Origin of the sequence: Bifidobacterium polysaccharolyticum, assembly GCF_016101585.1 — a bacterium.
Classification (GTDB): Bacteria; Actinomycetota; Actinomycetes; order Actinomycetales; family Bifidobacteriaceae; genus Bombiscardovia; species Bombiscardovia polysaccharolytica.
This window is the reverse complement of the sequence record NZ_JACFQG010000001.1, coordinates 86590-111035: the sequence shown is the minus strand read 5'-3', so window position 1 is coordinate 111035 and position 24446 is coordinate 86590. Positions and strand designations below refer to the sequence as shown.

Below are 24446 nucleotides of genomic sequence, written 5' to 3'. Positions count from 1 at the left end.
AGAATGACTAACGATCGTTCTGATTGGCCACGTTGTTGATGACCACGTCGGCCACCTCCTGCATAGTCAGCCTGCGGTCCATGGATGTCTTCTGGATCCAGCGGAAGGCCTCAGACTCGGTCATGCCCATGCTCTCCATGAGCAGACCCTTGGCCCTGTCCACCCGCTTCCGGGCTTCGAAACGGGCCTTCATGTCGGTTACCTCGTCCTTCAGGGCGTTGATCTGATCGAAGCGTGAAATGGCCACCTCAAGGGCCGGAAGCAGCTTTTCCGGAGCGAAGGGCTTGACCACATAGGCCATAGCCCCAGCATCAGCCGCCTTCTCGACCAGACTCTGCTGAGAAAACGCCGTCAGCATAACCACCGGGGCCAGATTCTCCTTGCCGATCTCAGTGGCGGCGGTAATGCCGTCGGTGCCGGGCATCTTCACGTCCATAACGACTACATCGGGTCTCAGCTCACGAGTCAGATCAATGGCCTCCTGGCCGCTGGCTGCCTGGCCGACCACGTCATAGCCGGCATCCTCGAGAGCTTCGACGGTATCGAGCCTGATCAAAGCCTCATCTTCCGCCACAACCACGGTCCGCCCTTCAGGGGAATCGCTGCGGTTCTTACTCTCTGAAGCCACTTTCAACCTCGTTTCCTGAAAGTCCATCCTGGCTCCACCGAAAACCGATGAGTGACGGATGGGGTTCGCTTTATCGTGCCCCCGGTGAGACTCGAACTCACACTGCACGGATTTTGAGGCCGTTTCCTCTACCAATTGGGATACGGGGGCTTTTCGTTACCACAGAGAATTTACCATACTTTGGCGACGACGCAAGGCTATTCGTGTTGAATCTGCCTTAGAATGAAGACAGTTATGTATACAGGCACATCAGCAGTCGAAGGAGAGCATGATGACCACTCAGATCTATCGACGGTTCGATCCTTGGCGCACCTCCCCCGTCCAGGAAAAGGCCCGCAAGCAAATTATGGACAGCCATTACTTCAGCGTCGACAGGGTCACCTTTGAATCCAGTGACAATCAGACCTTCGATCGCAGCATCGTCAGCGAGAAGCATGGAGACACCATCGCCGTCCTAGCCATCACCGACGATGGAAGGATACCCCTGGTCGAGCAGTACCGTCTGCCCACCCATCGTTGGACCCTTGAGCTGCCGGCCGGCCATCCGCTCAACGACAAGGAGGCCCCCATCGATGTGGCTACCAGACGACTGCGCGAAGAGGCCGGATACAAGGCTGCCTCCTTCAACCAGTTCGCGAGGTTCATCAACACTCCAAGCTTCTCCACGCAACACACCACGCTCTTCTATGCCGAAGGCTTGACAGCGGTGCAACCTTCCAGCCTGGCACCAGAGACTCCCCACCAGAATGTGCGGCTCTTCACCGTGGATGAGGCCTATGACATGGTGATCGCAGGGACCATATTGGATGCTAAAACCACCATCGCCATCCTGCGAGCCAAAATCGGACTGTCCGACCTGCACTGAGGCTGTTCCTGCGACAATTGCCTGCTACCTAAACGCCTTAGCAGCGAGCCGACTAGCACAGGAGCAATCACATAGCGAACCGGTGACCTCTCCCCCTACCTTGTTAGGCGGGGAAAGACCACCGGTTCTTTGCTGTGTCAGCATCGAATGACTCTAAAGGTCCAGCTGCCTGGCTGACTCAGACGGCAGTCAGGCAACAGTCCGGAGATCAGTCGTTGGCGCCAACTGTGTGGACGTAGATGCAGTCGGTGTTTCCCGGCTCATACTCGCCTTGGGCGCTACTGAGCACCACCAGGCAGTCGCCGTCGGAGACCTTGCCCTGCTTCTTCAAAGTGGAGTCCACGAAGGCCATGAGGCCTGCACGGTTGAAGTCGTGGTAGTCCTGCTCACACATGAAGGCCTCGGTGCCCCAGCTCAGTGCCAGCCAATGATAAGTGTGCTCATCGGTGGTCAGCGCATAGATGGGGGCGGCCGGACGCTCGCGGGAGACGCGGTGCACGGTGTTGCCGGTCTGAGTGAAGGCCACGATGGCCTTGGCGTTGATCTTGTCAGCCAGGTCCACGGCAGCGGAAGAAACAGCACCCGAGTTGGACATGTCCAGGTTGTGCATATCCGGGATACGATCAAACCCGTGGGTGGTGGCGTACTCAGAGATCCGGGCCATTGTAGAGACCGTGGTGTCGGGGTAGTCGCCCACGGCGGTCTCGTTGGAGGTCATGGTGGCGTCGGCACCGTCAAGGACGGCATTGGCGCAGTCGGAGGCCTCGGCGCGGCTGGGGATGGGCGAATGAACCATGGATCCCAGAACCTCGGTAGCGACGATGACCGGCTTGGCGTACTGACGGGCCAGCTCGATGCAGCGCTTGGTCACCAGGGGAACCTGCTCGAACGGCATCTCCACAGCCATGTCGCCGCGGGCTACCATGATGCCGTCGAAGGCTTTGACGATCTCCTCCAGGTTCTCAACCGCCTGGGGCTTTTCGATCTTGGCCACGATGGGGATGCGGCGACCCTCCTCGTCCATGATCTCATGGGCGCGGTCGATGTCAGTGGCGAAGCGGACGAAAGACATGGCAATGATGTCGGCACCGGTGCGGATACCCCAGCGCAAGTCCTCCTCGTCCTTGGGGGTCAATGCCGGTAGGCTCACGGCCACGCCGGGCAGGTTGATGCCCTTGTGGGAGGAGACCGGACCAGCCACGACCACCTTGGTGTGAACCTGGTTGCCCTCGACCTTGGTGACCTCCAGACGGACCTTGCCGTCATCAATCAAAATGGGATCGCCGGGATGGCAGTCACCGGGCAGACCCTTGAAGGTGGTGGAGGTCATGTGCTCGTCACCCTCGACATCGTCGGTGGTGATGGTGAACTCCTGGCCCTCCTTGAGGAAGACCTTGTCTTCGCCCTGCTCGTTCTTCTTAAACCAGCCGCAACGAATCTTAGGACCCTGCAAATCGACAAGGGCCGCCACGTTGCGTCCAGTCTCCTTGCTGGCCTGACGCACGTTGTTGTAAACCTTGAGGTGATCTTCGGGGGTGCCGTGGGACCGGTTGAGCCTGGCCACATCCATGCCGGCCCTGACCAGCTTGGTGATGTTCTCCAGCGACTCCGAAGCCGGCCCGATGGTATCGACGATCTTGGCTTTGCGCATATGCTACCTGCCTGTTCTTTTTCTTACTTACCGTTCTATTGTACAGACTTAGGGTGATGGGAACCAGTATTTCCCGTTAGCGCTAACAACCCTAGTGGCTCAGTGGATTGTTAATTACCTTTCTCCCTGTGCAGCTGATTCAAAGGACTGATGGCGACTCTTGAGCACTGAGGCCAGTGCGGATATACCGATGGCCAGGACGATGACCAGCAGGGACACCCAGGTCGGTATCTCCGGCACGGCAGTCAAGGACCGCCCGCCGTTGATGAAAGGCAGGGTGTTGCCGTGCAGAGCCTCCATGATCAGCTTGACTCCGATGAAGGCCAGAACCACAGCCAGCCCAAGGGGCAGATACTCCAGCTTGTCGAGCAGGGATCCAAGCAGGAAGTAAAGCTGCTGAAGGCCCAGCAGGGCGAAGACATTGGAGGTGAAAACGATGAAGGGATCCTTGGTCAGTCCGAAGATGGCCGGAATGGAGTCGAAGGCGAACATGACATCTGTAGTGCCAATGGCCAGGAAAACCACCAGCATGGGCGTGAAGTAGTGCTTGCCCTCAAAGGTGGTCCGCAGATGTTCGCCGTCATAGTGGCTGGTGATGGGGATGACCCGGCGCAGGATCCTGATCAGCCCGTTCTCGTGGTACTCCTCCTGCTTGCCGCGGCTGGAGACCATGTTCCAGGCGGTATAGAGCAGAAAGAAGCCGAAGATGAAGAATACCCAAGTGAAGCGGGTAATTAGTGCCGTTCCGGCCAGGATGAAGACGCCGCGCAGCAGTAGGGCGATAGTAATGCCGATGCTGAGCACATAGCGCTGAAGACGCAAGGGCACGGCAAAATTGCTCATGATGATGACGAAGACGAAGAGGTTGTCAATGCTGAGCGAGTACTCGGTCAGCCAACCCGAGTAGAACTCGATGGCCGGCTTGGACCCAGCCACCTTCCAGATCAGCGCACCAAAAATCAAGGCCATGACCACGAAGAAGGCAATGTGCCGCACGCACTCGCCGGTGGAAGGCACGTGTGGTCGCCGTCCGATCACCAGAAGATCGACCACGAAGAAGAGGGCCAGCACAACCAGGCTCACAACCATGAACGGCAGAGGTGTCTCGGACATATCACCTGACTCTAGTGGCAAGATATGACGTGCTCATCTTCCCGGCCCACCCATCAGAACATCCTCGCAAGCAATGTTCCGCAGGATCGGGCCTATGATTCCTCATTCATTGTCACAAGCTTGAAGCATGGCCTGGTCGGACCAAAAGCCATGGGCCAAGGCTAAGGCTAAGGCTAAGGCTAAACTTATTTTTTGGCCTCGGTCATCTGCCTCAGCTCCTTCTTCAGATCCTTAATTTCGTCGCGCAGACGGGCTGCAAGCTCGAACTGCAGCTGTTGCGCAGCCGTGTGCATCTGGTCGCTCAGCTGACGAATCAGGTCGGCAAGATCCTGCGCCGGCAGACCAGCCTGGAGAATCTCCTGGTGCCGCTTGTCGGCCTCCTCCTTGTCGTAGAGGGGAACGCCCAGGTGGGAATTGCCAGCCTTGTTGGCGTTGCGGTAGCCTCCTGCCAGCAGGGTCTGGGTATCCACGTCCTCCTTGGCCAGCATGTCGTTGACATCGCTGATCTTCTTGATCAATGGCTTGGGATTCACGCCATGTTCCTTGTTGTAGGCGATCTGCTTGGCCCGACGACGATTGGTCTCGCTGATGGCCTTGTCCATGGAGTCGGTGACCTCGTCGGCGTACATGATGACCTTGCCGGACACGTTCCTGGCCGCACGGCCGATGGTTTGGATCAGTGAGCGGTATGAGCGCAGGAAGCCCTCCTTGTCCGCATCCAGAATGGCCACCAAGGAGACCTCAGGCAGGTCCAGTCCCTCGCGTAGGAGGTTGATGCCCACGATGACGTCGATCTTGCCCTCGCGCAGCTCCCGCAGGAGCTCCACCCGCCTGAGGGTGTCCACGTCAGAGTGCAAGTATTCCACTTTGATGTCGCGCTCAAGTAGGTAATCGGTCAGGTCCTCGGCCATCTTCTTGGTCAGCGTGGTTACCAGAACCCGCTCGTGGCGATCCACCCTTGTCTTGATTTCGTCCAGGAGATCATCCACCTGGCCCTTGACAGGCCTAACCTCCACCTCGGGATCCAGCAGGCCTGTGGGCCGTATGACCTGCTCTACCACCCCGTCGGACAGGCCCATCTCATAGTCGCCTGGCGTTGCCGACAGGTAGACCGTCTGGCCCACCTTGTCCAGAAACTCAGGCCACTTCAGCGGACGGTTGTCCATGGCCGAAGGCAAGCGGAAGCCGTGCTCCACCAGAGTCCGCTTGCGGCTGGCATCACCCTCGTACATGGCTCCGATCTGGGGGACGGTCACATGGGACTCGTCGATGACCAGCAGGAAGTCGTCAGGGAAGAAGTCCAGCAAGGTGTGAGGCGGCGTCCCAGGTTCGCGCCCGTCGAAGTGACGGGAGTAGTTCTCCACTCCGGAGCAAGTGCCAATCTGGGTGAGCATCTCCAGGTCGTAGGTGGTGCGCATGGTCAGCCTCTGGGCCTCCAGCTCCTTGCCCTGCTTGCGCAGTTGGCCCACACGCCAGTCCAACTCCTCCTTGATGGTCTTCAGGGCGCGCTCCATCCGTTCGGGACCGGCCACATAGTGGGAAGCGGGGAAGATGTGCACTGAGGTCTCATGGGCGATCTCGTCCCCGGTCAGCGGGTGCAGGGTGGAGATGCGGTCGATCTCATCGCCAAAGAATTCGATGCGGACGGCCAGCTCCTCATAGACGGGGATGATCTCAACCGTGTCGCCGCGTACTCGGAAGGTGCCTCGGGTGAAGGCGATGTCGTTGCGCTTGTACTGCATGTCCACGAACTTGCGCAGCAGGTCGTCCCGGTTGATCCGGTCCCCCTCGTGCAGAAAGAGCATGCGGCCGGCGTACTCCTCGGGCGTGCCCAAGCCGTAGATACAGGAGACGGTGGCCACCACCACGCAGTCGCGCCTAGTCAGCAAGTTGGCAGTGGCGGCGTGCCGGAGCCGCTCCACATCGTCGTTGATGTTGGAGTCCTTTTCGATGTAGGTGTCCGTCTGTGGAATGTAGGCCTCGGGCTGGTAGTAGTCGTAGTAGGAGACGAAGTAGGAGACCGCATTGTCGGGCATGAGCTCGCGGAACTCGGCGCATAGCTGGGCGGCCAGGGTCTTGTTGGGCTCCAGAATCAGAGTGGGCCGCTGCAGGCGCTCAATCAGCCAGGCCGTGGTCGCGGTCTTGCCCGTGCCGGTGGCGCCCATGAGCACCACATCGTTCTCGCCATTCTCAATCCGTGTAGCCAGCTCCTCGATAGCCTCTGGCTGGTCGCCGGAGGGCTTGTAGGGAGACTTGACCACGAAGGGCTTATCGGTCCGCTCTATGTTGAACCCCATGAAACTCCCTTCCAGGATGCGTCATTCGCCAAGGCCCGTCAGTTACTGTGCGAGGAACCCAGGGCCAAGGATTTCAGCTCTTTATATATCCTATCAACAGACTCGAACATTTGTTCGATAGGCTGGGACCCGTCCACCAGCAGGTCGGCCTGAGCGCGTCGCGCACTGCTGTTGGTCTGTGAGCCGATGCGCTCAACAGCCTGACTCTGAGTCATATGCCTCTGATTCACCATGCGCGCAATCCTCACCTGACTGGGGGCTTCTACCAGCAGAACCTTGTCAAAGTGAAAAGGTATAGCTGAGCGCACCTCGGTCAGCAGGGGCACGTCGTGGACTACCACCTCGGAACCCTCCAGCCAGGGCCGCTCGGCTTTGGCGGCTAGGTCATAGACCAGCGGATGGATGAGGTCGTCCAAATCCTTGCGATCCTGGTCCGCCGTCGCCCCTCCGAAGACCCGTGCAGCCAAGGCTGACCTGTCCACTCCCCCATGGCCGTCCCCGCAGTCTGCTCCGAACCGCTCGAGGACCGGCCCTACCCCAGGTCCGCCCGGAGCGATGACCTCGTGGGAGAGCCTGTCGTAGTCGATGACCCTGGCCCCGTTCCGAGCCAGCCGAGCCGCCACCGTGCTCTTGCCGGCCGCAATCCCCCCGGTCAATCCCACACGTATCATCCAGACCTCCCAGGCAATGCTGATGGCAACACATACAAATGGAGGGACCCGACCGAGGCCGGACCCCTCCATTCACTACTTAATGCTCACTTCTTTTCCTTGAGCAGCTGCTCGCGCAGGGCGGCCAGCTGATCGTCGGAGGCCAAAGTGCCCTCGGAGCTGGACTCCGAGCTGTAGTTGGTGGTCTCCTCGGAGCTCTGACGGTGGGAGTGGGAACCGGCGGCGGGCGCCTGGGAGGACCGGCTGTCCTCGGCGGCCGAAGCCTCGGCGTTCTCCAACTCCTTGGCCACGAAAGCCTTGTGCTGCTCCCAGAGGTCGTGGGCGGCCGCATACTGGGACTCCCACTCCTCCCGCTGCTTCTCGTAGCCGGCGATCCACTCGTTGCTCTCGGGATCGAAGCCCTCGGGGTACTTGTAGTTGCCGTCCTCGTCATATTCGGCAGGCATGCCGTAGATGGCCGGGTCGAAGTCCTCGGAAGTCGGGTCGACAGAGTCGTCGGCCTGCTTGAGGGACAGTGAGATGCGGCGGCGATCCAGATCGACGTCAATAACCTTGACGAAGATCTCCTCACCCTGCTTGACCACGGTCTCTGGGTTCTCCACGTGGCGGTTGGCCAGCTCGGAGATATGAACCAGGCCCTCGATGCCGTCCTCGACGGAGACGAAGACGCCGAACTGCACAATCTTGGTGACTTTGCCCTTGACGATCTGTCCGGGCACATGGGTCCGGGCGAAGCGCTGCCAGGGGTCTTCCTGGGTGGCCTTGAGGGACAGTGAGATACGCTCACGGTCCATATCGACATCCAGCACTTCGACGGTGACCTTGTCGCCCACCTTGACGACCTCGCTGGGGTGATCGATGTGCTTCCAGGAGAGCTCGGAAACGTGGATCAGGCCGTCCACGCCGCCCAAGTCGACGAAGGCGCCGAAGTTGACGATGGAGCTGACCGTGCCCTCGCGGATCTGGCCCTTCTTGAGCTGGGCCATGAAGGTCTCACGCACCTCGGACTGGGTCTCCTCCAGGTACTGGCGGCGGGAGAGGACCACATTGTTGCGGTTCTTGTCCAGCTCCAGGATCTTGGCCTTGATCTTCTGGCCGATGTAGGGAGACAGGTCGCGAACGCGGCGCATCTCGACCAGGGATGCGGGCAGGAAGCCACGCAGGCCGATGTCGACGATGAGTCCGCCCTTGACGGCCTCGATGACGGTGCCCTCGACGACGCCGTCAGCATCCTTGATCTTCTCGATGTCGCCCCAGGCACGCTCGTACTGTGCGCGCTTCTTGGACAGGATCAGACGGCCTTCCTTGTCCTCCTTGGTGACGACCAGAGCCTCAATGGTGTCACCGACCTGGACCACATCGTCGGGATCGACATCCTTCTTGATGGAAAGCTCGCGGGAGGGAATCACGCCCTCGGTCTTGTAGCCGATGTCCAGCAGAACCTCGTCATGGTCGATCTTAACGACCGTCCCCTCGACCAGATCCCCATCGTCGAAGTTCTTGATGGTGGAATCGACTGCCTTGATGAAGTCTTCCTCGGATCCGATGTCATTGACCGCGACCTGAGGGACTTCCTTGTTATTCTCTGCCATTAATTAAATTGTTTCTTGTATAGTTGGTGGATATTTTTACCGTTATTGAGTTATGCGTTCCCGCCGGCAGGCGTGAACATTCCCCATGATAGGAGACACCACGGTCATTGTCGCCGGGGAGCCTCGGGCGTGTCGCGCACAGGGATTCCTGCGGCTCGCTCAGCGGAATCGACAACATTGGCCAAGAGCATAGCCCGGGTCATGGGCCCCACGCCGCCGGGATTTGGCGTATAGGCAGCTGCAGACAGCCTTGCGGCCGGATCGATGTCGCCCTTGATCCGCCAGCGCTTCTCCTGCTGATCCCAAATCCGGGAGACGCCTACATCCACCAGGACGGTACCTTGGCGAACCTGGTCTGGGCCAACCAGCCCGGCTTGACCCACGGCTGCAATGATCACATCAGCCCTGCGCAGATGGGCATCAATATCCTTGGTGCGGGTATGGCAGAGGGTCACGGTGGCATCCACCCCGCGGTTGGTCAGGAGCAGTCCGATGGTGCGACCCACAGTCAATCCTCGGCCCAGCACACAGACCTCCTTGCCGGCCAGGTCAATCCCGTAATGGTCCAGCAGGTACAGGACCCCCCGCGGGGTGCAGGGCAGAGGGGTCCGCACCCGGCCGTCGGCATGCAGAACCAGCTGGCCCAGATTGTAAGGATGCATGCCGTCGGCGTCCTTGGCCGGATCGATGCGCTCGATGATCTCAGTGGGGTCCACTCCATCGGGCAGGGGCAACTGGACAATGTAGCCGGTGCAGTCAGGATCCTGGTTGAGCTGATCCACTGCAGCTAGAATCCGATCTTTGCCGGCATCGGCGGGCAGATCCACTCGGATGGACCGGATGCCCACCTGGCTGCAGTCCCGGTGCTTGCCCTCCACATACTTGAGCGAACCGGGATCCTCCCCTACCAGGATGGTCCCCAGGCCAGGAGTGCGTCCCATGGCCGTCAGCCTAGCCACGCGAGCGCGCAGGTCCTCCTTGAGTTCTGCAGCCGCCGCCTTTCCGTCTAGTTTCACTGCCGTCAATAGGTCTCCATCATTCAAGCGGGCGCAAACCCTTGTCAAAGTTGTCTGAGCCAGACTAGCGCAGATTCCTCCCCGACTGGAACCACTGTCCAATGGCCGGTCCGGGAGGACTTGGCTGACGAAGTTGCGCGCTGTCCCCTTCTCCACCATAATGAGAATCATGCTCAATAAGAGCAGGATCACTAATTTGGATGCCTGTGAGAAGGACGCCATGGATACGGACACAGATAGAACATCCACGCAGGCCTGCATCGTCTTCGACCATGCCGCCATCCGCCGATCCGGGCGGCTGATCTGGTCGGAGGGGACCTTCGCCATTCCATCGGGGACCGTAACAGCCATCGTGGGCACCAACGGCACCGGCAAAACCAGCATGATGCAGGCCGAGCTGGGCTTGCTCCCCCTGGATGCCGGCAGCCTGCAGGTCCTGGGGCAGCCGGCCGGCCAAGCCAACGACCACATCGGCTACGTACCCCAGAGCTATACCTCGGATATCGACTCCAACCTGACGGCTGAGCAGTCCGTTCTGCTCGGGCTGACCGGCACCCGTTTCGGCATCCACCCCGTCACTAGGCAGGACCGCGAGCGCGCCAGAAAGGCCATGCGCTTCGTCGGCGTGGAGGACAGGGCACACCTGCGCCTGTCACAGCTCTCCGGCGGCCTGCGCCAGCGGGTGGCAATCGCCCAGGCCCTGGTCTGCGATCCTTATCTGCTCATGCTTGATGAGCCCTTGGCCAATCTGGATCTGGCCGGGCAGCGCGCCACCGTCCACCTGCTGGCACAGCTCAACAGCCGTCTGGGCATGACCATCCAAGTGGTGGCCCATGACCTGAACATGCTGCTGCCGGTGCTGACCGGGGCGGTCTACCTGCTGGACGGGCACCCCCACTACGCCCGCATGGACGACGTGCTGGACTCGGACCTGCTCACCCACCTCTACGGCACCAAGGTGGAGGTGGTCACCACACCCCAGGGGGACATGTTCGTAGCCCCCGACATGGACGAGCCGATCGGACCCGTCCACAATCGCTACCAACCCAGCCAGGTGGCCCGCCTGCATGGGACGGACCGGGAAAGGACCTCATGACCACACAAGTCTTCGATCCCCATTGGATGGAAATCCTCGCCGCTCCCTTTATGCGTAACGCCATGGTGGCTGGTCTGTGCATCGCTGTGGCCGCCGGAGCCATGGGCTACTTCACCATCGCCAGACACTCCACCTTCGCCGCCCATGCCCTGGCCCACATCGGGTTGCCAGGCGCCACGGGGGCCGTCCTGCTTGGGCTGCCGGTCTCTGCCGGCATGGGCCTGTTCGCCCTGGGCGGGGCACTGGTCATCGGAGCCCTGGGCAAGCGAGCCTCCCAGAGGGAAATCGCCACAGGCACGGTCCTGGCCTTTGCCACCGGTCTGGGGCTCTTCTTCGCCAGGATGTCCAGTTCGGCCTCCCAGCAGATGCAGGCCATCCTCTTCGGATCCATCCTGACCATCACCCGAGGGCAGGTCATCGGCTTCATAATCTTCGACGCAGTCCTGTTAATCCTGCTGGCTCTGATCTATCGGCCCTTGCTTTTCAGCTCCCTGGATGAGCAGGTGGCCCAGGCTCGCGGCGTGCCCATCGGGCTGATGAACCTGACCTTCATGGCCATCATGGCCGGGGTTATCACCATCGCCGTGCCAGCAGTGGGGACCCTGCTCATCTTCGCTCTGGTCGTCACCCCAGCGGCCACGGCCAACATCCTGGTGGCCTCTCCCCTGAGGGCCATGCTTCTGTCGGGACTGATCTGCCTGGCTTCCATCTGGGGAGGCCTGGTGATTTCGGCCATGGTGCCAGCCCCGCCAAGCTTCATCATCGTGACCCTATCCACCCTCTTTTGGGCTCTGGCCAAGGGATGGACAGCCCTGCGTGCCTGATGCCAGTCAGCCCACCAGCGCGGTGGCCATGACGGCGATGCCCTCGTCGTGACCGGTAAAACCCATGCCATCAGTGGTGGTGGCGGTCAGCCGAACCGGTGCGCCAACTGCCTGGCTCATGGCCTGCTGCGCCAGGTGGCGACGAGAAGAAAGTCTGGGGCGCTGGCCGACGATAACCAGGGAAGCATTGAGCAGCCTGCGACCGTGCTCATGCAGGCAGGTCATGGTTTTCTCCAACATGGCTGCCCCATGCATGCCCGCTCCAGGAGCCTGTGCACCCAGGCCGAACAAGGTGCCTATATCGCCCAAGTCAGTAGCTGACAGGATGGCATCAATCAGGGCATGGGCAGCTGCATCACCGTCAGAATCGCCCAGCAGGCCGGGGGTTCCATCATTCCAGGACAGGCAGGCCAGCCAGAGGGGACGTTCACCAGTCGGATCGAAGCGATGGGCATCAAAACCCAGTCCGATGCTTGGATGATCCATGGCCGGCTCCGGCCTCAGCGCTTACCCTTGGTCTTACCCTTGCCCTTGGTCTTGGCAGCCTCCTGGGCCACCCGTGCCAGAGTCTTGGAAGCTGGCTCCGTGGGAGACTTGGTATGGTGCTTGTCGTCACCGGGCATGGGCTCCGCATAGCCCAGATTGACATCCAGCAGACGCTGGGCCTCGTCCTCGTCCAGATTCTCGGACAGGGCGATCTCGGAGGTCAGGATCTTGCGGGCCTTGATCAGCATCCGCTTCTCGCCCGCCGACAGCCCGTGCTCGTCCACGTCGCGTTGGGAGAGGTCGCGCACCACTTCGGCGATCTTGTTGACCTCGCCGGTGGCGATCTTCTCTACGTTCAGCTTGTAGCGGCGGGACCAGTTCATCTCCTTCTCCTCGACCACCGGAGTGCGCAGAATCTCGAAGACCTTGGCCACCGCCTTGGCGTCGACGATGTCCCTGACGCCCACCTTGGCCGCGTTCTCGACGGGGACGTTGATGACCAGCCCATCCGAGGAGAGCACGGACAGCTGCAGGTACTTGCGGGTGACACCCTTGACGGTCCGTTCGGTGATGGCATCCACTCTGGCGGCCCCATGACGCGGATAGACGACCATGTCACCGACCTTGTAACCCATATGCCCTCCAGAACGAGTCGAGAAAATACCATATAATAATGCCATTGCGTATGGACTTGCCGACGGGGACTCGACGACGACGCGATTCTCTGCGAGCACACTTCCCCTGGAGGCTCTGAAGACTATTCTGGAAGAAACGACGGTGGTGGAACGAATGCCGACAAGGCTCCACCCCGCATGACGAGCATCGTTTTGCGGATCAGTGATCGAAGACAGAGGTAGGCATGATCAAAAACACAAGCCGCTACACTACACCCAGCACCATCCTGGTGGTTGAGGACGAACCCACCCTGGCCACCGCCATCGCCCAGCGCATCACCGCCGAAGGGTGGACGGCACGGGTGGCCTCGGACGGTGCCAGCGCCGTGCAGGCCGCATCCCAGATCAAACCCGACCTGGTCATCATGGATATCATGCTGCCCGTCATGGACGGACTGGAGGCCACCAAGAGGATCGTGGCCGAGCGGCCGGTACCGGTGCTGATTCTGACCGCCCGGGACGATGAGGCCGACAAGGTGACCGGTCTGGGCGCCGGTGCCGACGATTATATGACCAAGCCCTTCTCCATGCGCGAGCTGATCGCCCGCTGCAAGGCCCTCCTGCGCCGGGTGGAGCGGGCCAAGGTCATCGCCAAGAACTCCGAGAACGAGAAGGTGCTGGATTTTGGATCCCTGGTCATCGACCCGGCCCAGCGCATCGTGACCCTACGCGGGGAGCAGATCCATCTGACCCCCACCGAATTCGACCTGCTGGCGACGCTGGCCCGCCGACCTAAGTCCGTACTCACCCGCGAGAAGCTGCTGGAGGAGGTCTGGGACTGGGTGGATGCCTCGGGCACCAGGACGGTGGATTCCCACGTCAAGGCCCTGCGTCACAAGCTGGGCTCGCAGATGATCCGCACCGTGCATGGAGTGGGCTACGCCTTCGAGCCGCCCGAGGATCAGGACCAGGACCAGCGGTAACGGCCGCGGATGCACACCATGAGCAAGGACGGCAGGAGCCGGCGCAAGGGACCCAGTCTGAGTGCACGGGTGGACCGCGAACGGCCCATCGGATCCTTCGCCTCATTGAAGGTGGAGCTGAGCGTTCTGATCATCATCTCCACAGCCATCGCCTTCGTCATGGCCTGGTTCCTGCTGAAGATGGGCTGGAGCGGCTGGATTGCCATGCCGCTGACCCTGGTGGTGGCCTTGGGAATCACCTATTTCTTCTCCCGAGGACTCACCGCCCCCCTGCGGCAGATGCGGGATGCTGCCGAGGCCATGGCCGACGGGGACTACACGGTCCGGGTCCACGCCACCACGACCAGCCATGACGAGGTGGGGCTCCTGGCCCAGTCCTTCAACGAGATGGCCGAGGAGCTCCAGCACGCCGACCAGATGCGCCGGGACATGGTGGCCAATGTCAGCCACGAGCTGCGTACCCCGGTCTCGGCCCTGCAGGCCATGGTGGAGAACATGGCGGACGGGGTGACCGAGCCCACACCAGCCAACCTGGAGGGAATTCTGGAGCAGACCCATCGTCTGTCCGACCTGATCGCCTTCCTGTTGGACCTGTCGAGGATGGAGGCCGGGGCCGCCAGCCTGCAAATCGAGGACTTCGACTTCGGGGACTTCATCGACGAGACCCTTCAGCCCCTAGCCATAGCCGATGCCGGGCACGCCCACGACATCCAGGTGGACCTGGAGAAGGGCCTGAGAATGGAGGGCGACCAGGACCGGCTGCGCCAGCTCTTCACCAACGTCATCAGCAACGCCCTGAAGCACTCGGCCGACGGCACCACGGTGCTGATCCAAGCCCACGAGGACCGGCAGCAGGAGACCATAGTCACCAACGTGGTCAACTTCGGCTCGCAGATACCTCCCGAGGCCCGTACCGATATCTTCCGGCGTTTCGTCAAAGGCAAGGCCGGGCCGGGCACGGAGTCGGGCGGCACCGGGCTGGGACTGTCCATCGCGCGCTGGGCGGCCCAGCTGCATGGAGGTCAGGTGCAGGTGGTGGACGATCCGCGCGGAGCGGACTTCGAGATCACCCTGCCCAGATATCACCGTGACCTCGACGAGGACGAGGAGGGCGTGGGCCGTTCCGACTGATCCGACGCGCCGCATTGACTGGGAGGCGGACTTCGACTCATAATGAAATCGAACATTTGTTCGAATGTCATCGAGTTCGAGGTGTGCCATGGTCGCTACCATCCATGGGTCGCCAGAGGCGGCCCCTGCTTCTCTGCCGGAGTGCCGGGTCGATGCCCTGAGCCTCTTCCGAGGGCACCCCAGTCCCGTTCCCCAGGCCTTGGAGGCCGTCCACGCCGGCTTTCCCTCAGTCGCTCAGGACTACTTCAGCGGCGACTTCAGCTTCGATCAGAACGTCATCGTCCACCCCGACGCCACCTTCATCATCCATGTGGCAGGCGATTCCATGACCGGCGCCGGCATCTTCGATGGGGATCTGCTGGTGGTCGACCGTTCCCTGGAGCCACGTGAGGGGGACATCGTCATCGCCATCCTGGACGACGAGCTGCTGGTCAAGCGGCTGGCCAGGTACAAGGGACGGACCATGTTGCGGGCCGAGAACCCCGCCTACCCCGACTTCATGCCCCAGGAGGGCGAGGAACTGGTCATCTGGGGGGTGGTCATCGGCAACTACCACTGGCAGCGGGTAGACACCAAGGGCGAATCCCGGAGCGGCTCTCCCCTGCCGCAGGTCACCTATCCCGGACACACCCTGCATGAACGCAGGCGTACGGGAAGCCAGGGCCGAAAACCCGCCTATCCTTCCACGGGCTGGGGGTCGGCATGAGCACGCCAAAACCGGCCGATCCTGCACCCGGGACCGCTCTGACAGGCCGAGTAGTCCTGGCTGATGCCAATTCTTTCTTTGCCTCCTGCGAGGCCGTCTTCGACCCTTCCCTGGCTGACCGCCCGGTGGTCGTGCTGTCCAACAATGACGGCTGTGTAGTGGCCCGCAACCGCCCGGCCAAGGCCCTGGGCATCACCAACGGCACACCCTGGTTCACCATTCGTGAACGGGCCCTACAGGACGGGGTGGTGGCCCGCAGTTCCAACTATGAGCTCTACGCCAGCCTCTCCCGGCGCATGATGGCCATCATGGCCCATTTCCTGCCCAACCAGGAGGTCTATTCCATCGACGAGTGCTTCATGGACAGCATCTGGAACGACAAGCGCACTGTCGAGATCTGCCGGGAGCTACGTGCCGCAGTCCTGCGGTCCACCGGCATTCCCGTCAGCGTGGGGGTGGCGCCTACCAAGACCCTGGCCAAGGTGGCCAACCACTGGGCCAAGGACCATCCCTCGACCGAGGGAATCACCCTCTGGAGCCAGGTGGAAGCCCAGTACGGCGACCAGGCTCTGGCATCAGTGCCCGTCGACCAGGTTTGGGGGGTGGGCCGACGGCTGACAGGCAGGCTCATGGGCATGGGCATCACCACCGCTCTGGATCTGCGCGATGCCGATCCCTCGCTGATCCGTCACCGGTTCTCCGTCATGCTGCAACGCACTGTCCTGGAATTGAGGGGACGGCCCTGCATCGAACCCGAGGCGGATGCCGCCAGGGGTGTGCGCACCGATCAGATTCTGTGCTCGCGCATGTTCTCCCACCCTATCGAGGGCTACACCACTCTGGCCCAGGCGCTGAGCATCTATGCCCAGAAGGCCTGCCGCCGTCTGCGTCGACAGCACGGCCTGTGCGGCAAGGTGCGGGTCTTCTGCTCCACCAGTCCCTATGCGCCCCAGCAGTTCTGCGCAGTCGGCCGGACTGTCATCCTGGAGGATCCCAGCGACGACCCCCTGGTCATCGCCGGCGCAGCCAGCCGGGCGCTCAAGGGTCGAGTGGATCCGCACGCCCGCTGGATCCGAGCCGGGGTGGTTCTGTTGGATCTGACTGATGCCGACCACTTCCGCACCCTGGAAGGCCTGGACGCAGCCCGGGACACCCATGGTCTGGGGGATGTCCTAGAGGATGCCACCCGTCGTTTCGGTCCCTTCCGGGTGGGCGTAGGCTACGGAGGCATCCGCGGCAAGGGCCGAGGCGACGAGGATACAGGGGCCGACTGGGCCATGAACCGGGGCATGCTCTCCCCCCGATCTACCACCCGCTGGGATGAGATGGCCGTGGTCCAGGCCCGCTAGAGATCCTCATGGCCTGGAGAAACGGCCGCTAGAGCTAAGGCAGCCAACGGCAGGGCGCCTGCGGTCTCCAGGGCACGAGCGCACTGGCGGATGGTGGATCCTGTGGTAATGATGTCGTCCACCACCAGGACGGGATGGCCGGCCAACCGTAAGGGATCCGCAACCGCGATCCGGCCTGCCAGCCGACGCGAACGGTTCCGGCGGCCGCCCGCCTGGACGGACTTGGTGCTGACGGAGTTCATGATCAGCGCGGGTTCCACACTGGCAGTCAGGCCCTGCTCCTGCAGAGCCTGAACCAGAGACAAAAGGATCGGCTGCAGATGAACCCTCCCCCGCCTTCGCAGGGAGGCAGCCGAGGAGGGGGCGGGAACCACCAGGATCGCCTTCGCAGGCTTGGACCGGAGCAGAGGATCGATCAGTCTGGCCAGAACTGGAGCAAGATCGGCCATGACCTGGCCCAAGGGTGCGTCCAAGGGCCGGTTGTCGTGGTCCTTCCAAGCTAGAATGATCCGCCTGACAGGTCCTCGATATGGAGCACAGGCCAGAGCCAGGCCCATGGCATAGGCGGGCGCAGGCACCGACAGGGGCCGGAAGAGCAGGGATCTGCAAGTGGGGCATAGCAGAAGATCGGGGCGATCACAGCCGGCGCAGGATCGAGGAGCCAGCAAGTCCAGCGCCGAGCTGACCAAGGCTGAGGCGACAGTATAAGCGGCCTGTCGGAACCGGCCGGATGCCAATGAAAGGTTGCACATAACGCCTAGTCAACCCTCAAACATTGAGGATAGGAAAGCAGGACAGAGCCATGTGCATGAACAGACCATCCGTTCACAGACCATCCGCTCACAGGATTGTCTGCAGACAGGTTCAGCAGGTTCAGACCAGATCTGCCTCAAGAGCCCGGATCAGGTCCAGGGTATCGGCCGGATTATGCACACGCAGAGCCATGGCCCCGGCCATAGCAGCTGGATAATCGTTGCCGTCCGGATCCATCCGGTCGCCCACGAAAGCGATCTGACCGACATCTACGCCCAGTATCTTGGCCAGGGAGGTCATGGCATAGGCCTTGTCGATGCCCTTGGCTGAGATGTCCACGCTGGTGGAGCCGCCGGATCGCACCTGCAGGTGGGGCAGGTCTGCGGCCACGGCCCGGGCTAGGGCATCCTTGCGGCTGTTGTCCGGATCCCAGGCCTCCTTGGCTTGGACTGGGGCCTGCTGACCCAGGGCGGAGAAGGTTATCTGGCTGCCGCGATCCTCGATGCGCGGCCCCCAGACCTGCTCCTCCCAGTCTCCCAGCTGCTTGGCCCTGCGCTCCAGGCTGGCCTCGGCGGCCTGCCGGTCCTGGGTGCTCAGATCGTGGGCATAAACGCAACCCCAGCTTCCATCCTGCCAGCGGTAGTAGCGAGTGCCGCTGGTGGGCATCAGATGCAGCTGATTGAAACAGGTATCCTCAGGCAGGGCATCCAACACCTGGTCGCGGAACTGGCTGAACCGCCCGCCAGAGACGATGGCCACGGGCCGGAACCGGGTGAGGGCAGCGAAATGGACAGCCATGGTCTGGTCCATGCGGGTCTTGGACAGCGCCAGGGTGTTGTCCAGATCGAAGGCCAGCACCCGTGCCCGTGCGCAGATGGACCTTATGTCTTGGCTGCCCCACCAGGCCACGTTCACCGCACCATCCTCCGCCATGATTGCTCCCATCCGCTTGTCGATCATCGCTCCATGCTACAAGACACCCTGAATCGAAAAATGCCTCCGGGTTGGGGGCTATGGTGAGTGTCATGATCAACGATCAGCCGCCTTGGTCCCGTAGCGTCTACCGGAACAGTCATGGCCGGGGGATTCGTCGGCCCACCTTCGGCACCCGCCTGCCCCGCTATCGCACCAGATGCGGAATCTTCGACGATCTGACAGCAGCTCAAATTCGGCGGTTGGGTGCCGGCTGGCCACAACTGGTCAAGCCCGTCCAATTCGCGGTCGAGGATGTACCGCCATCCGACCCCACCCCATGGGAGGACCAGTCAGACCTCTTCTCACGCAGTTTTCCGGCAGGCCGCGGCATCCCCGCCAGGATCGTTCTCTACCGAATGCCCATCCAGAGCAAGACCCGAGACCGCACGGAGCTGGAGCTGATCATCCGCGACGAGCTTGTCCTCCAGCTGGCTGACCTGTACGGGCGTGACCCCGAAGAGATCGACCCCATGTGGGGACGCTGAGGGCCGAATCTTAGGGCAGGACAGTGGAGTCTGGGCCGGAGCGGATCACGGTGGTCGTGGGCATGAGCCCGTCAGGAGTCATGATCGCCAGACCAGACAAGCCAGCCTGTTTGACCGCGTCCACACTCAGGCGTGCGTTCCAGATCAACCGGGAGGAGCCATGCTCGGAAGCCTCATTCAGCCGCACGGCGGCCACATGGTCGCCCAAATCGTGGGTTGAAAGCTCATGGGCACGACCTGCTTCTATGGTCAGCGAGCGCTCCCCCAGCTTGTTGCCCTTCTCGTCGAATCCAACCAGTTCGGCCTTGATCTGATTCGTTGATGGGTTGACCAGTGTCAGTGCGGCCTGGGCAGGCTGGGATATAGTCAGGGCCGAGGAGGCAGTAGCAGTCCCCGCGGGAATCAGAGCCAGGTCGGACTGTGACTGGTCCTGGCTACCCTGGCCTGTCACCTGCAGGACTGCACGGACGGGCCGGTCGGCATGCACCTGCAGAGCCAGCTTGCCATCGGGCACACCACCCAGATCCACCGCGGTGGCCTGAGAGCCCTGCAGATCCACCCGCCGCGAGGATTGCTGACCGCCTTCATCCACCCAGAACAGGTCCACCGCCGTGGCATGGGATCCCTGTAGAAGCAGAGTGGCCTGGTCAGCCCCGCGCAGGCCGGGAATGACCAGATCACGGCCGGGAGCCGCCAATGTAGTCACCTGATCAGACCCGCGTGGATCGAGCCCGGCCATAACATTGACGGAGACCGACATGGCTACCGGAGCCTGTGAGCTGCGAGCCCGGACGTAGATGGCCTGCTGACCAGGAGCCGCCGCAGACAGATCATATGAGGCATGGCCGCCAGGAGCCACGGTCATGGTCTTGCCTGTCTCCAGGGGCAGCCTACCTGAGGAGTGCGAACCCTGGACCTCGAGACTGATCACCGTGGCCTTGGATGACGGGTTGTAGACCACCAACCGCTGGGTATTCCCTCTGCTGGTGGCGGGCAACAGGAAGTCGGCATCCATGACGGCCCGGGGGCAGGCCAGCGCCTGGATTCCTCTAAGATCACCCTTCGTGGCCCAGGAGACCATACCGGCAGTAGCCCCCGTACCCGGCTGGGACTTGAGCATCCGGGAATCGAAGGCAGTGGCCGAAGCGCCGGGGTCGAGCGAAGCGGCCATGACTTTCTGCCCGTCCAAGAGATCGGGATCAGTCAACGTGGTGTGTCGCCCACTTCCCATTGGGGTCAGGCTGGAACTGCCAATGGATCCGAAGGCGGCGGCCGTGACGCGGGAGCTCAGATCGCCCTCCGATGCCTTGAACTGGTCATCACCGACCTTATCCTCGTCCGCTACCGTCATTCGAGCCGGACAGTAGGCCGCTACCTCTCGCTGACTGACCCGGCTGGAAACGGCTGTAGATCCTCGGGCACCATCAGCCAATGAGGCCGGAGGTGCCCAGATCAGCAGAACGGCAATCAGGACCACCACCAGGGGCGCCGTGACCAGAGCGGCCACCAGGGATCCCTTGCTTCGTGCACTCATAGCTGCTCCCCTCCAAAGTAGCCCGGACGCGGCAGAGCCACCAGGCAGTATCCCAGCAGGACCAGGCCCAGGGTCCACAGCCAGACCCGCCTCCAAGTGCTGGCCTCTGCTCGTGTGACACCAGTCATGTCAACGCCCACGTCCTTGCCGGACTGTGAGTTCAAACGGAAATAGGTTCCCTGTGCATTGGCCACCACCTGCTGGGCACCTTCGCTGGCGGTGATATTGGACACCAGGTCATCGTTGGGCGTGGACCCCAATCCCGCTGTTCCGGAACGATCAACTGGCACGTAGATACCGCCGAAGCCTAGGTCGACCACCACAGCTACGGCTTTTGAGTCGGCTTTGGCCATCAGAGCAGCTGCTGAATGCGAGAGGACATCCTCGCCAGCCAGCTGACTGCCATTCATTCTCTGGACGCGCAGGGCAGGCGAGGCATCTACCAGCTCTCCTCGTGAGGTGTGCAGACCGGTGTAGGCCACGCGACCATGGGAGGGCGATGTCAGCACCAGCACCCGATGGGATGGATCCTTCTCCAGGTAGTCCACCGCCACAGCCGGAAGCTGCCGGCCGTCCGCAGACAGGGGCCCACCGACAGGCGCCACCAGACCGATCACTGCTACACCCACAGTGACTAGGGCCAGGACCAGGACCAGCAAGAGCCTGAAAACACGTCCGCCACCATTAACTGCAATTGCAGAGGTTGAAGAGGGTTGCGCAGGAGGCAGGGGCGGACGATCGGCATCGTTGTCAGGGGCCTGATCATGCCCAGAAGCAAGGGGCGAGAAGGGACGGACGGCCCTGCCAGCCAGCAGACCAAGGCAGGCCAGAAGACCCATAAATGCCATCATCATGCCAGGCAGGACTGAACCGGCCACTGGACCGGTCTCGTCCAGGCCAGTGCAGACCGCCTGCGAGGCCAGCGCCAGGACCAGGCCCAACAGGACCGTGATCCAAAGAATCCTGGCCGCGTTGAGCACCCGAGGCACAATCAAGGTAACAAAGGCCAGGAGGACCACCGCCAGCAGACAGCAGGCCAGCGTGGCAGGACGCCAGAGTTCAGGTCGCCACCTGGTGGGCCACAGGGCCGAAGCATCCAGGCCCAGCAGGCGGGCCAGCAGTTCCCCTAGGCTCCCGGTTCGAGGCTGACCGGTCAGATCCACCGAGGGAACCATCAGATCTGCGAAAAGCTGCCTCCAAAGCCCGTCCTTGGCATGATGCAGGGAGTTGACCAGGGTTGGCGCCAGGGCCAGCACCGAAGGCAGGGGCATCAGCAACAGCATTATCCGATGGGATGACACCAGGCAGATTGCCATGATGAAGAGCGGAATCATGGCCAATATGAGCTGAGGTTCGGCTACCAGGACCGGCAGGAAGCAGATGGAGGCCAGAGCCGCCTGCTGCACCGAAGCCTTGGGGTGCACGGGAGCCTCGGTCTGATACAGCCCCACGGCCTTGAAAACGAAGGCAAAGGCGGCAGGCATGAAGGCCATGACCGTCAGCATGGGCAACTGCAGACCATCCACGATGCCTAGGGCGAATGCCAGACAAGTCCAGAGCAGCCCCAGCAGGAAGCGGATGGGATTGGACCTGGTGACCACGCCGGCCAGGGCCCAGAAAGACAGAGCGGCCAGTCCCGTTTCGGCCAGGAGCATCAAGGCCATGGCCTGGGCCACATGACCGCCAGTCAACAGGGCGAAGGGTAGGAGCACCAAGAGGAAGGGGGCAGGAACTGCAGGCTGTCCCACGCCCCCGGCCCAGGACCAGGAGGTGGTGGCCGCCGCCAGCAGGCGGGACCAGTCAGCTCCTGACGAGGGCAGGAAGGGCGCGTGGATGGCACCTCCTGAGAAAATTGCTCGGCAGAGGGGCCAGTGAGTGGCAACCAGAGCCACCAAGACTGCTATGGTCATCCCCGATGCCCAAGCCAGGCGACGCAGGAACTGCTGGCGCAGATGAGCCAGGGCCAGGTGGCTGAGCATGGGATGCTCCTGTTGGTCACGGAAGGCTTGTCTGCGTTGCCGCCACTGCCGGATCTGCTGACTGTTGGCTTGGAGAATGTTCAATCGGCGGGGACCGCCATGGCAGGCGGAAGTCAGACGGCGACGCATGGTCAGCAAGGCCGCAGGACGGGTTAGAATCCGCCAGGGCGCACACAGACGGCACAGGGCCCTGTAAGGCCGTTTGCCGATGAGATCAAGGGCCATGAACCACAGTGCCGCCAGAACTCGCCAGAGCCAGACCAGTGGCCACCAGGGAAGGGCAAAGTCAGTCAGCAGGTAACGCTCTCGAGCCAGTATGGGCCCCATGGAGGCATCCAAGGGACGGTCGGGCTGCACCGGCCGCCCATTCCGGTCGCGCAATCCGCTCATCCGTGCGCTGGCATGGGCCATCCGGACACTGGGCACCACTACCACACGCCCCCCTGACAGGCAGATGCGGCGGCAAAGGTCGTCGGCTTGGCCGAAAGTTCCAGCCCAGGCACCTGGTCCACCCAGATCCTTCATAGTCTGCATGGGCACCAGGGCACCAGCCAGACTCACCGCGAAAACATCCTGGCGTGCGTCATACTGCTCCTGGTCGGGCTCGCTGTCCACTACCAGGCTCACCGTTCGGTGATGGTAGGCATACCGACCCACATCCCGCAGTCCCTCGCCCTGCCAGTCATACTGCTTGGCGCCCAACAGGGAAGCAGTGGGATTGCTGTGCCAGGTGTCCACCAGCCTGTCTAGGCAATGCTCATCCATCGGACGGCAGTCGTCGTGCAGAAGCCAAAGGGCACGGATTCGACCAGGCAGACGGGCATAGCCAAGTGCCTTGTCCACGGCATCGCCGAAGGAAGAGGCGCCTTTGGCGCGAACCACCTGCACTTCCACCCGCGCTGGCCCGTCCACCGGGAACTGCGCATAGAGAGGCTCCACAGTGATCCCCGAACAGTCCGCAATAACTATGACCCTAGGCAAGAGGCTCTGTCGCAAGAGGGCGCGCAGGGTATCAGACAGGTAGGTCAGGTCATGCTCGACCGTGATCACCGCCGCCACGGCATCCTCCACATGAGGACTGGCAGCAGGCGAACATGCGTTCATAACTGCAGAGAGGACCTGCCGGACATCCTGGGCTTGAGGCGCGACGAAACTCATGCGTTCCAGTCTACGCAATCCAGGTCACCGGATGCCTCGCTCGGGCACCTGCGGCGATTCAGACCTGGTGCTGCGCGCGCATCCTCTTCTTGTAACGGCGGCGCTCCCGTTCGCTCATGCCACCCCAGATGCCAAAGCGTTCGTCGTGTTCGACCGCCCAGTCCAAGCACTGCTTTCGGACGGTGCAGTCGGCGCAGACCCGCTTGGCTTCCTGAGTGGAGCCTCCCTTGCCTGGGAAGAATGCTTCCGGGTCTGTCTGTGCACAGAGCGCCTCGCTCCGCCAGGATGGTCCGATGTTGACTTCGAACCATTGCATCAGCGGCGTCAGCCTGTTTTTAGTTGTACTGCTGTATCGAGTGTCTATAAAACCACTCATAGCGACCCCCCAGTCCCTAGTGTGTTTACACACTTTTATTACAGCCGCTACGGAGGTCTTCTGTCAACCCCTACATGTCTGCAAGCGCAACTGAGCAACACGTAGAGGAGGCCATATCGCCCGAAGAGGAGCTGCGGATGAGGGTCAGACTATACTATGACTGG

The 24446-nt window shown here is 61.9% G+C and carries 22 protein-coding genes and 1 tRNA gene; 8 read left to right on the top strand and 15 right to left on the bottom strand.

What is annotated here, in order from left to right; genetic code table 11:
• Positions 1–7: 7 nt before the first annotated feature.
• Together H3T90_RS00430 and H3T90_RS00425 are read right to left on the bottom strand one after the other, a co-directional pair.
• On the bottom strand, positions 8–655 hold the full coding sequence (locus tag H3T90_RS00430; protein ID WP_015021953.1) for an ANTAR domain-containing response regulator: 648 nt from the start codon (positions 653–655) through the stop codon (positions 8–10).
• A gap of 49 nt (positions 656–704) precedes the next feature.
• Positions 705–778 (bottom strand) — tRNA-Leu (locus tag H3T90_RS00425).
• Positions 779–899: 121 nt separating this feature from the next.
• On the opposite strand from H3T90_RS00425, the gene H3T90_RS00420 reads away from it, so the two are divergent.
• A complete protein-coding gene (locus H3T90_RS00420) occupies positions 900–1493 on the top strand; it encodes an NUDIX domain-containing protein (protein ID WP_046323781.1) in 594 nt (197 codons plus the stop codon).
• Positions 1494–1701: 208 nt separating this feature from the next.
• On the opposite strand, the gene pyk is transcribed toward H3T90_RS00420, so the two are convergent.
• From pyk to H3T90_RS00390, 6 genes are all read right to left on the bottom strand, one after another.
• Positions 1702–3144, bottom strand: a complete 1443-nt coding sequence (gene pyk / locus H3T90_RS00415) for a pyruvate kinase (protein ID WP_046323011.1) — start codon at positions 3142–3144, stop codon at positions 1702–1704.
• A 114-nt stretch (positions 3145–3258) separates the two neighbouring features.
• Positions 3259–4257: a TerC family protein gene (locus H3T90_RS00410; RefSeq protein WP_198229225.1), complete on the bottom strand. Its 999-nt coding sequence runs from the start codon at positions 4255–4257 to the stop codon at positions 3259–3261.
• Between the two features lie 185 nt (positions 4258–4442).
• Positions 4443–6554: an excinuclease ABC subunit UvrB gene (gene uvrB, locus H3T90_RS00405; RefSeq protein ID WP_198229223.1), complete on the bottom strand. Its 2112-nt coding sequence runs from the start codon at positions 6552–6554 to the stop codon at positions 4443–4445.
• Between the two features lie 38 nt (positions 6555–6592).
• A complete protein-coding gene (coaE, locus tag H3T90_RS00400) occupies positions 6593–7225 on the bottom strand; it encodes a dephospho-CoA kinase (RefSeq protein WP_198229221.1) in 633 nt (210 codons plus the stop codon).
• Positions 7226–7311: 86 nt separating this feature from the next.
• Positions 7312–8817, bottom strand: a complete 1506-nt coding sequence (rpsA, locus tag H3T90_RS00395) for a 30S ribosomal protein S1 (RefSeq protein WP_046323014.1) — start codon at positions 8815–8817, stop codon at positions 7312–7314.
• Between the two features lie 104 nt (positions 8818–8921).
• Complete coding sequence (locus H3T90_RS00390) at positions 8922–9842, bottom strand: bifunctional methylenetetrahydrofolate dehydrogenase/methenyltetrahydrofolate cyclohydrolase (protein WP_144177204.1); 921 nt, start codon at positions 9840–9842, stop codon at positions 8922–8924.
• Between the two features lie 211 nt (positions 9843–10053).
• Here H3T90_RS00390 and H3T90_RS00385 point away from each other — a divergent pair, with 211 nt between their 5' ends.
• Both H3T90_RS00385 and H3T90_RS00380 read left to right on the top strand, forming a co-directional pair.
• The gene (locus H3T90_RS00385) at positions 10054–10929 is read left to right on the top strand and encodes an ABC transporter ATP-binding protein (RefSeq protein ID WP_198229566.1); all 876 of its coding nucleotides are present in this window, start codon (positions 10054–10056) and stop codon (positions 10927–10929) included.
• Positions 10926–11753, top strand: a complete 828-nt coding sequence (locus H3T90_RS00380; RefSeq protein ID WP_198229218.1) for a metal ABC transporter permease — start codon at positions 10926–10928, stop codon at positions 11751–11753. The genes H3T90_RS00385 and H3T90_RS00380 overlap by 4 nt, the downstream gene beginning before the upstream one ends.
• A gap of 6 nt (positions 11754–11759) precedes the next feature.
• On the opposite strand, the gene H3T90_RS00375 is transcribed toward H3T90_RS00380, so the two are convergent.
• Together H3T90_RS00375 and H3T90_RS00370 are read right to left on the bottom strand one after the other, a co-directional pair.
• Positions 11760–12239, bottom strand: a complete 480-nt coding sequence (locus H3T90_RS00375; protein WP_198229216.1) for a 2-C-methyl-D-erythritol 2,4-cyclodiphosphate synthase — start codon at positions 12237–12239, stop codon at positions 11760–11762.
• 14 nt (positions 12240–12253) lie between these two features.
• Entirely contained in the window at positions 12254–12874 is a 621-nt protein-coding gene (locus tag H3T90_RS00370; RefSeq protein WP_198229214.1) for a CarD family transcriptional regulator, read from the bottom strand.
• Between the two features lie 224 nt (positions 12875–13098).
• Here H3T90_RS00370 and H3T90_RS00365 point away from each other — a divergent pair, with 224 nt between their 5' ends.
• The 4 genes from H3T90_RS00365 to H3T90_RS00350 all read left to right on the top strand — a co-directional run bounded on the left by H3T90_RS00365 (position 13099) and on the right by H3T90_RS00350 (position 17022).
• Positions 13099–13836, top strand: coding sequence for a response regulator transcription factor (locus tag H3T90_RS00365; RefSeq protein WP_046323019.1), 738 nt, complete (start codon positions 13099–13101; stop codon positions 13834–13836).
• A gap of 18 nt (positions 13837–13854) precedes the next feature.
• On the top strand, positions 13855–14967 hold the full coding sequence (locus tag H3T90_RS00360; protein WP_110425639.1) for a sensor histidine kinase: 1113 nt from the start codon (positions 13855–13857) through the stop codon (positions 14965–14967).
• 88 nt (positions 14968–15055) lie between these two features.
• Positions 15056–15673, top strand: a complete 618-nt coding sequence (locus H3T90_RS00355; protein WP_110425341.1) for a LexA family protein — start codon at positions 15056–15058, stop codon at positions 15671–15673.
• Positions 15670–17022 carry a Y-family DNA polymerase gene (locus H3T90_RS00350; protein ID WP_198229212.1) on the top strand — a complete coding sequence of 451 codons (1353 nt, stop codon included), beginning with the start codon at positions 15670–15672 and terminating at the stop codon, positions 17020–17022. Before H3T90_RS00355 ends, H3T90_RS00350 begins: the two co-directional genes overlap by 4 nt.
• On the opposite strand, the gene H3T90_RS00345 is transcribed toward H3T90_RS00350, so the two are convergent.
• Positions 17019–17774, bottom strand: a complete 756-nt coding sequence (locus tag H3T90_RS00345) for a ComF family protein (RefSeq protein ID WP_198229210.1) — start codon at positions 17772–17774, stop codon at positions 17019–17021. The two genes, H3T90_RS00350 and H3T90_RS00345, sit on opposite strands and share 4 nt — an antisense overlap.
• A gap of 121 nt (positions 17775–17895) precedes the next feature.
• Entirely contained in the window at positions 17896–18735 is an 840-nt protein-coding gene (locus tag H3T90_RS00340; RefSeq protein ID WP_408610676.1) for an HAD-IIB family hydrolase, read from the bottom strand.
• Positions 18736–18800: 65 nt separating this feature from the next.
• On the opposite strand from H3T90_RS00340, the gene H3T90_RS00335 reads away from it, so the two are divergent.
• Complete coding sequence (locus H3T90_RS00335) at positions 18801–19235, top strand: metallopeptidase family protein (RefSeq protein ID WP_046323788.1); 435 nt, start codon at positions 18801–18803, stop codon at positions 19233–19235.
• A gap of 10 nt (positions 19236–19245) precedes the next feature.
• On the opposite strand, the gene H3T90_RS00330 is transcribed toward H3T90_RS00335, so the two are convergent.
• Genes H3T90_RS00330 through H3T90_RS00320 form a run of 3 tightly spaced genes read right to left on the bottom strand, consistent with a single transcriptional unit; the run spans position 19246 to position 24222 of the window.
• Entirely contained in the window at positions 19246–20769 is a 1524-nt protein-coding gene (locus tag H3T90_RS00330) for a DUF5719 family protein (RefSeq protein ID WP_198229208.1), read from the bottom strand.
• A complete protein-coding gene (locus H3T90_RS00325; protein WP_198229206.1) occupies positions 20766–23906 on the bottom strand; it encodes a glycosyltransferase family 2 protein in 3141 nt (1046 codons plus the stop codon). Before H3T90_RS00325 ends, H3T90_RS00330 begins: the two co-directional genes overlap by 4 nt.
• Before the next feature lie 58 nt (positions 23907–23964).
• Entirely contained in the window at positions 23965–24222 is a 258-nt protein-coding gene (locus H3T90_RS00320; RefSeq protein WP_046323023.1) for a WhiB family transcriptional regulator, read from the bottom strand.
• Between the last annotated feature and the right edge of the window lie 224 nt (positions 24223–24446).

Coding starts and splice junctions, on each gene's coding strand:
- H3T90_RS00430 (WP_015021953.1), bottom strand. CDS start 655: ATGGACTTTCAGGAAACGAGGTTGAAAGTGGCTTCAGAGAGTAAGAAC.
- H3T90_RS00420 (WP_046323781.1), top strand. CDS start 900: ATGACCACTCAGATCTATCGACGGTTCGATCCTTGGCGCACCTCCCCC.
- pyk (WP_046323011.1), bottom strand. CDS start 3,144: ATGCGCAAAGCCAAGATCGTCGATACCATCGGGCCGGCTTCGGAGTCG.
- H3T90_RS00410 (WP_198229225.1), bottom strand. CDS start 4,257: ATGTCCGAGACACCTCTGCCGTTCATGGTTGTGAGCCTGGTTGTGCTG.
- uvrB (WP_198229223.1), bottom strand. CDS start 6,554: ATGGGGTTCAACATAGAGCGGACCGATAAGCCCTTCGTGGTCAAGTCT.
- coaE (WP_198229221.1), bottom strand. CDS start 7,225: ATGATACGTGTGGGATTGACCGGGGGGATTGCGGCCGGCAAGAGCACG.
- rpsA (WP_046323014.1), bottom strand. CDS start 8,817: ATGGCAGAGAATAACAAGGAAGTCCCTCAGGTCGCGGTCAATGACATC.
- H3T90_RS00385 (WP_198229566.1), top strand. CDS start 10,054: ATGGATACGGACACAGATAGAACATCCACGCAGGCCTGCATCGTCTTC.
- H3T90_RS00380 (WP_198229218.1), top strand. CDS start 10,926: ATGACCACACAAGTCTTCGATCCCCATTGGATGGAAATCCTCGCCGCT.
- H3T90_RS00375 (WP_198229216.1), bottom strand. CDS start 12,239: ATGGATCATCCAAGCATCGGACTGGGTTTTGATGCCCATCGCTTCGAT.
- H3T90_RS00370 (WP_198229214.1), bottom strand. CDS start 12,874: ATGGGTTACAAGGTCGGTGACATGGTCGTCTATCCGCGTCATGGGGCC.
- H3T90_RS00365 (WP_046323019.1), top strand. CDS start 13,099: ATGATCAAAAACACAAGCCGCTACACTACACCCAGCACCATCCTGGTG.
- H3T90_RS00360 (WP_110425639.1), top strand. CDS start 13,855: ATGAGCAAGGACGGCAGGAGCCGGCGCAAGGGACCCAGTCTGAGTGCA.
- H3T90_RS00355 (WP_110425341.1), top strand. CDS start 15,056: ATGGTCGCTACCATCCATGGGTCGCCAGAGGCGGCCCCTGCTTCTCTG.
- H3T90_RS00350 (WP_198229212.1), top strand. CDS start 15,670: ATGAGCACGCCAAAACCGGCCGATCCTGCACCCGGGACCGCTCTGACA.
- H3T90_RS00345 (WP_198229210.1), bottom strand. CDS start 17,774: ATGTGCAACCTTTCATTGGCATCCGGCCGGTTCCGACAGGCCGCTTAT.
- H3T90_RS00340 (WP_408610676.1), bottom strand. CDS start 18,735: ATGATCGACAAGCGGATGGGAGCAATCATGGCGGAGGATGGTGCGGTG.
- H3T90_RS00335 (WP_046323788.1), top strand. CDS start 18,801: ATGATCAACGATCAGCCGCCTTGGTCCCGTAGCGTCTACCGGAACAGT.
- H3T90_RS00330 (WP_198229208.1), bottom strand. CDS start 20,769: ATGAGTGCACGAAGCAAGGGATCCCTGGTGGCCGCTCTGGTCACGGCG.
- H3T90_RS00325 (WP_198229206.1), bottom strand. CDS start 23,906: ATGAGTTTCGTCGCGCCTCAAGCCCAGGATGTCCGGCAGGTCCTCTCT.
- H3T90_RS00320 (WP_046323023.1), bottom strand. CDS start 24,222: ATGCAATGGTTCGAAGTCAACATCGGACCATCCTGGCGGAGCGAGGCG.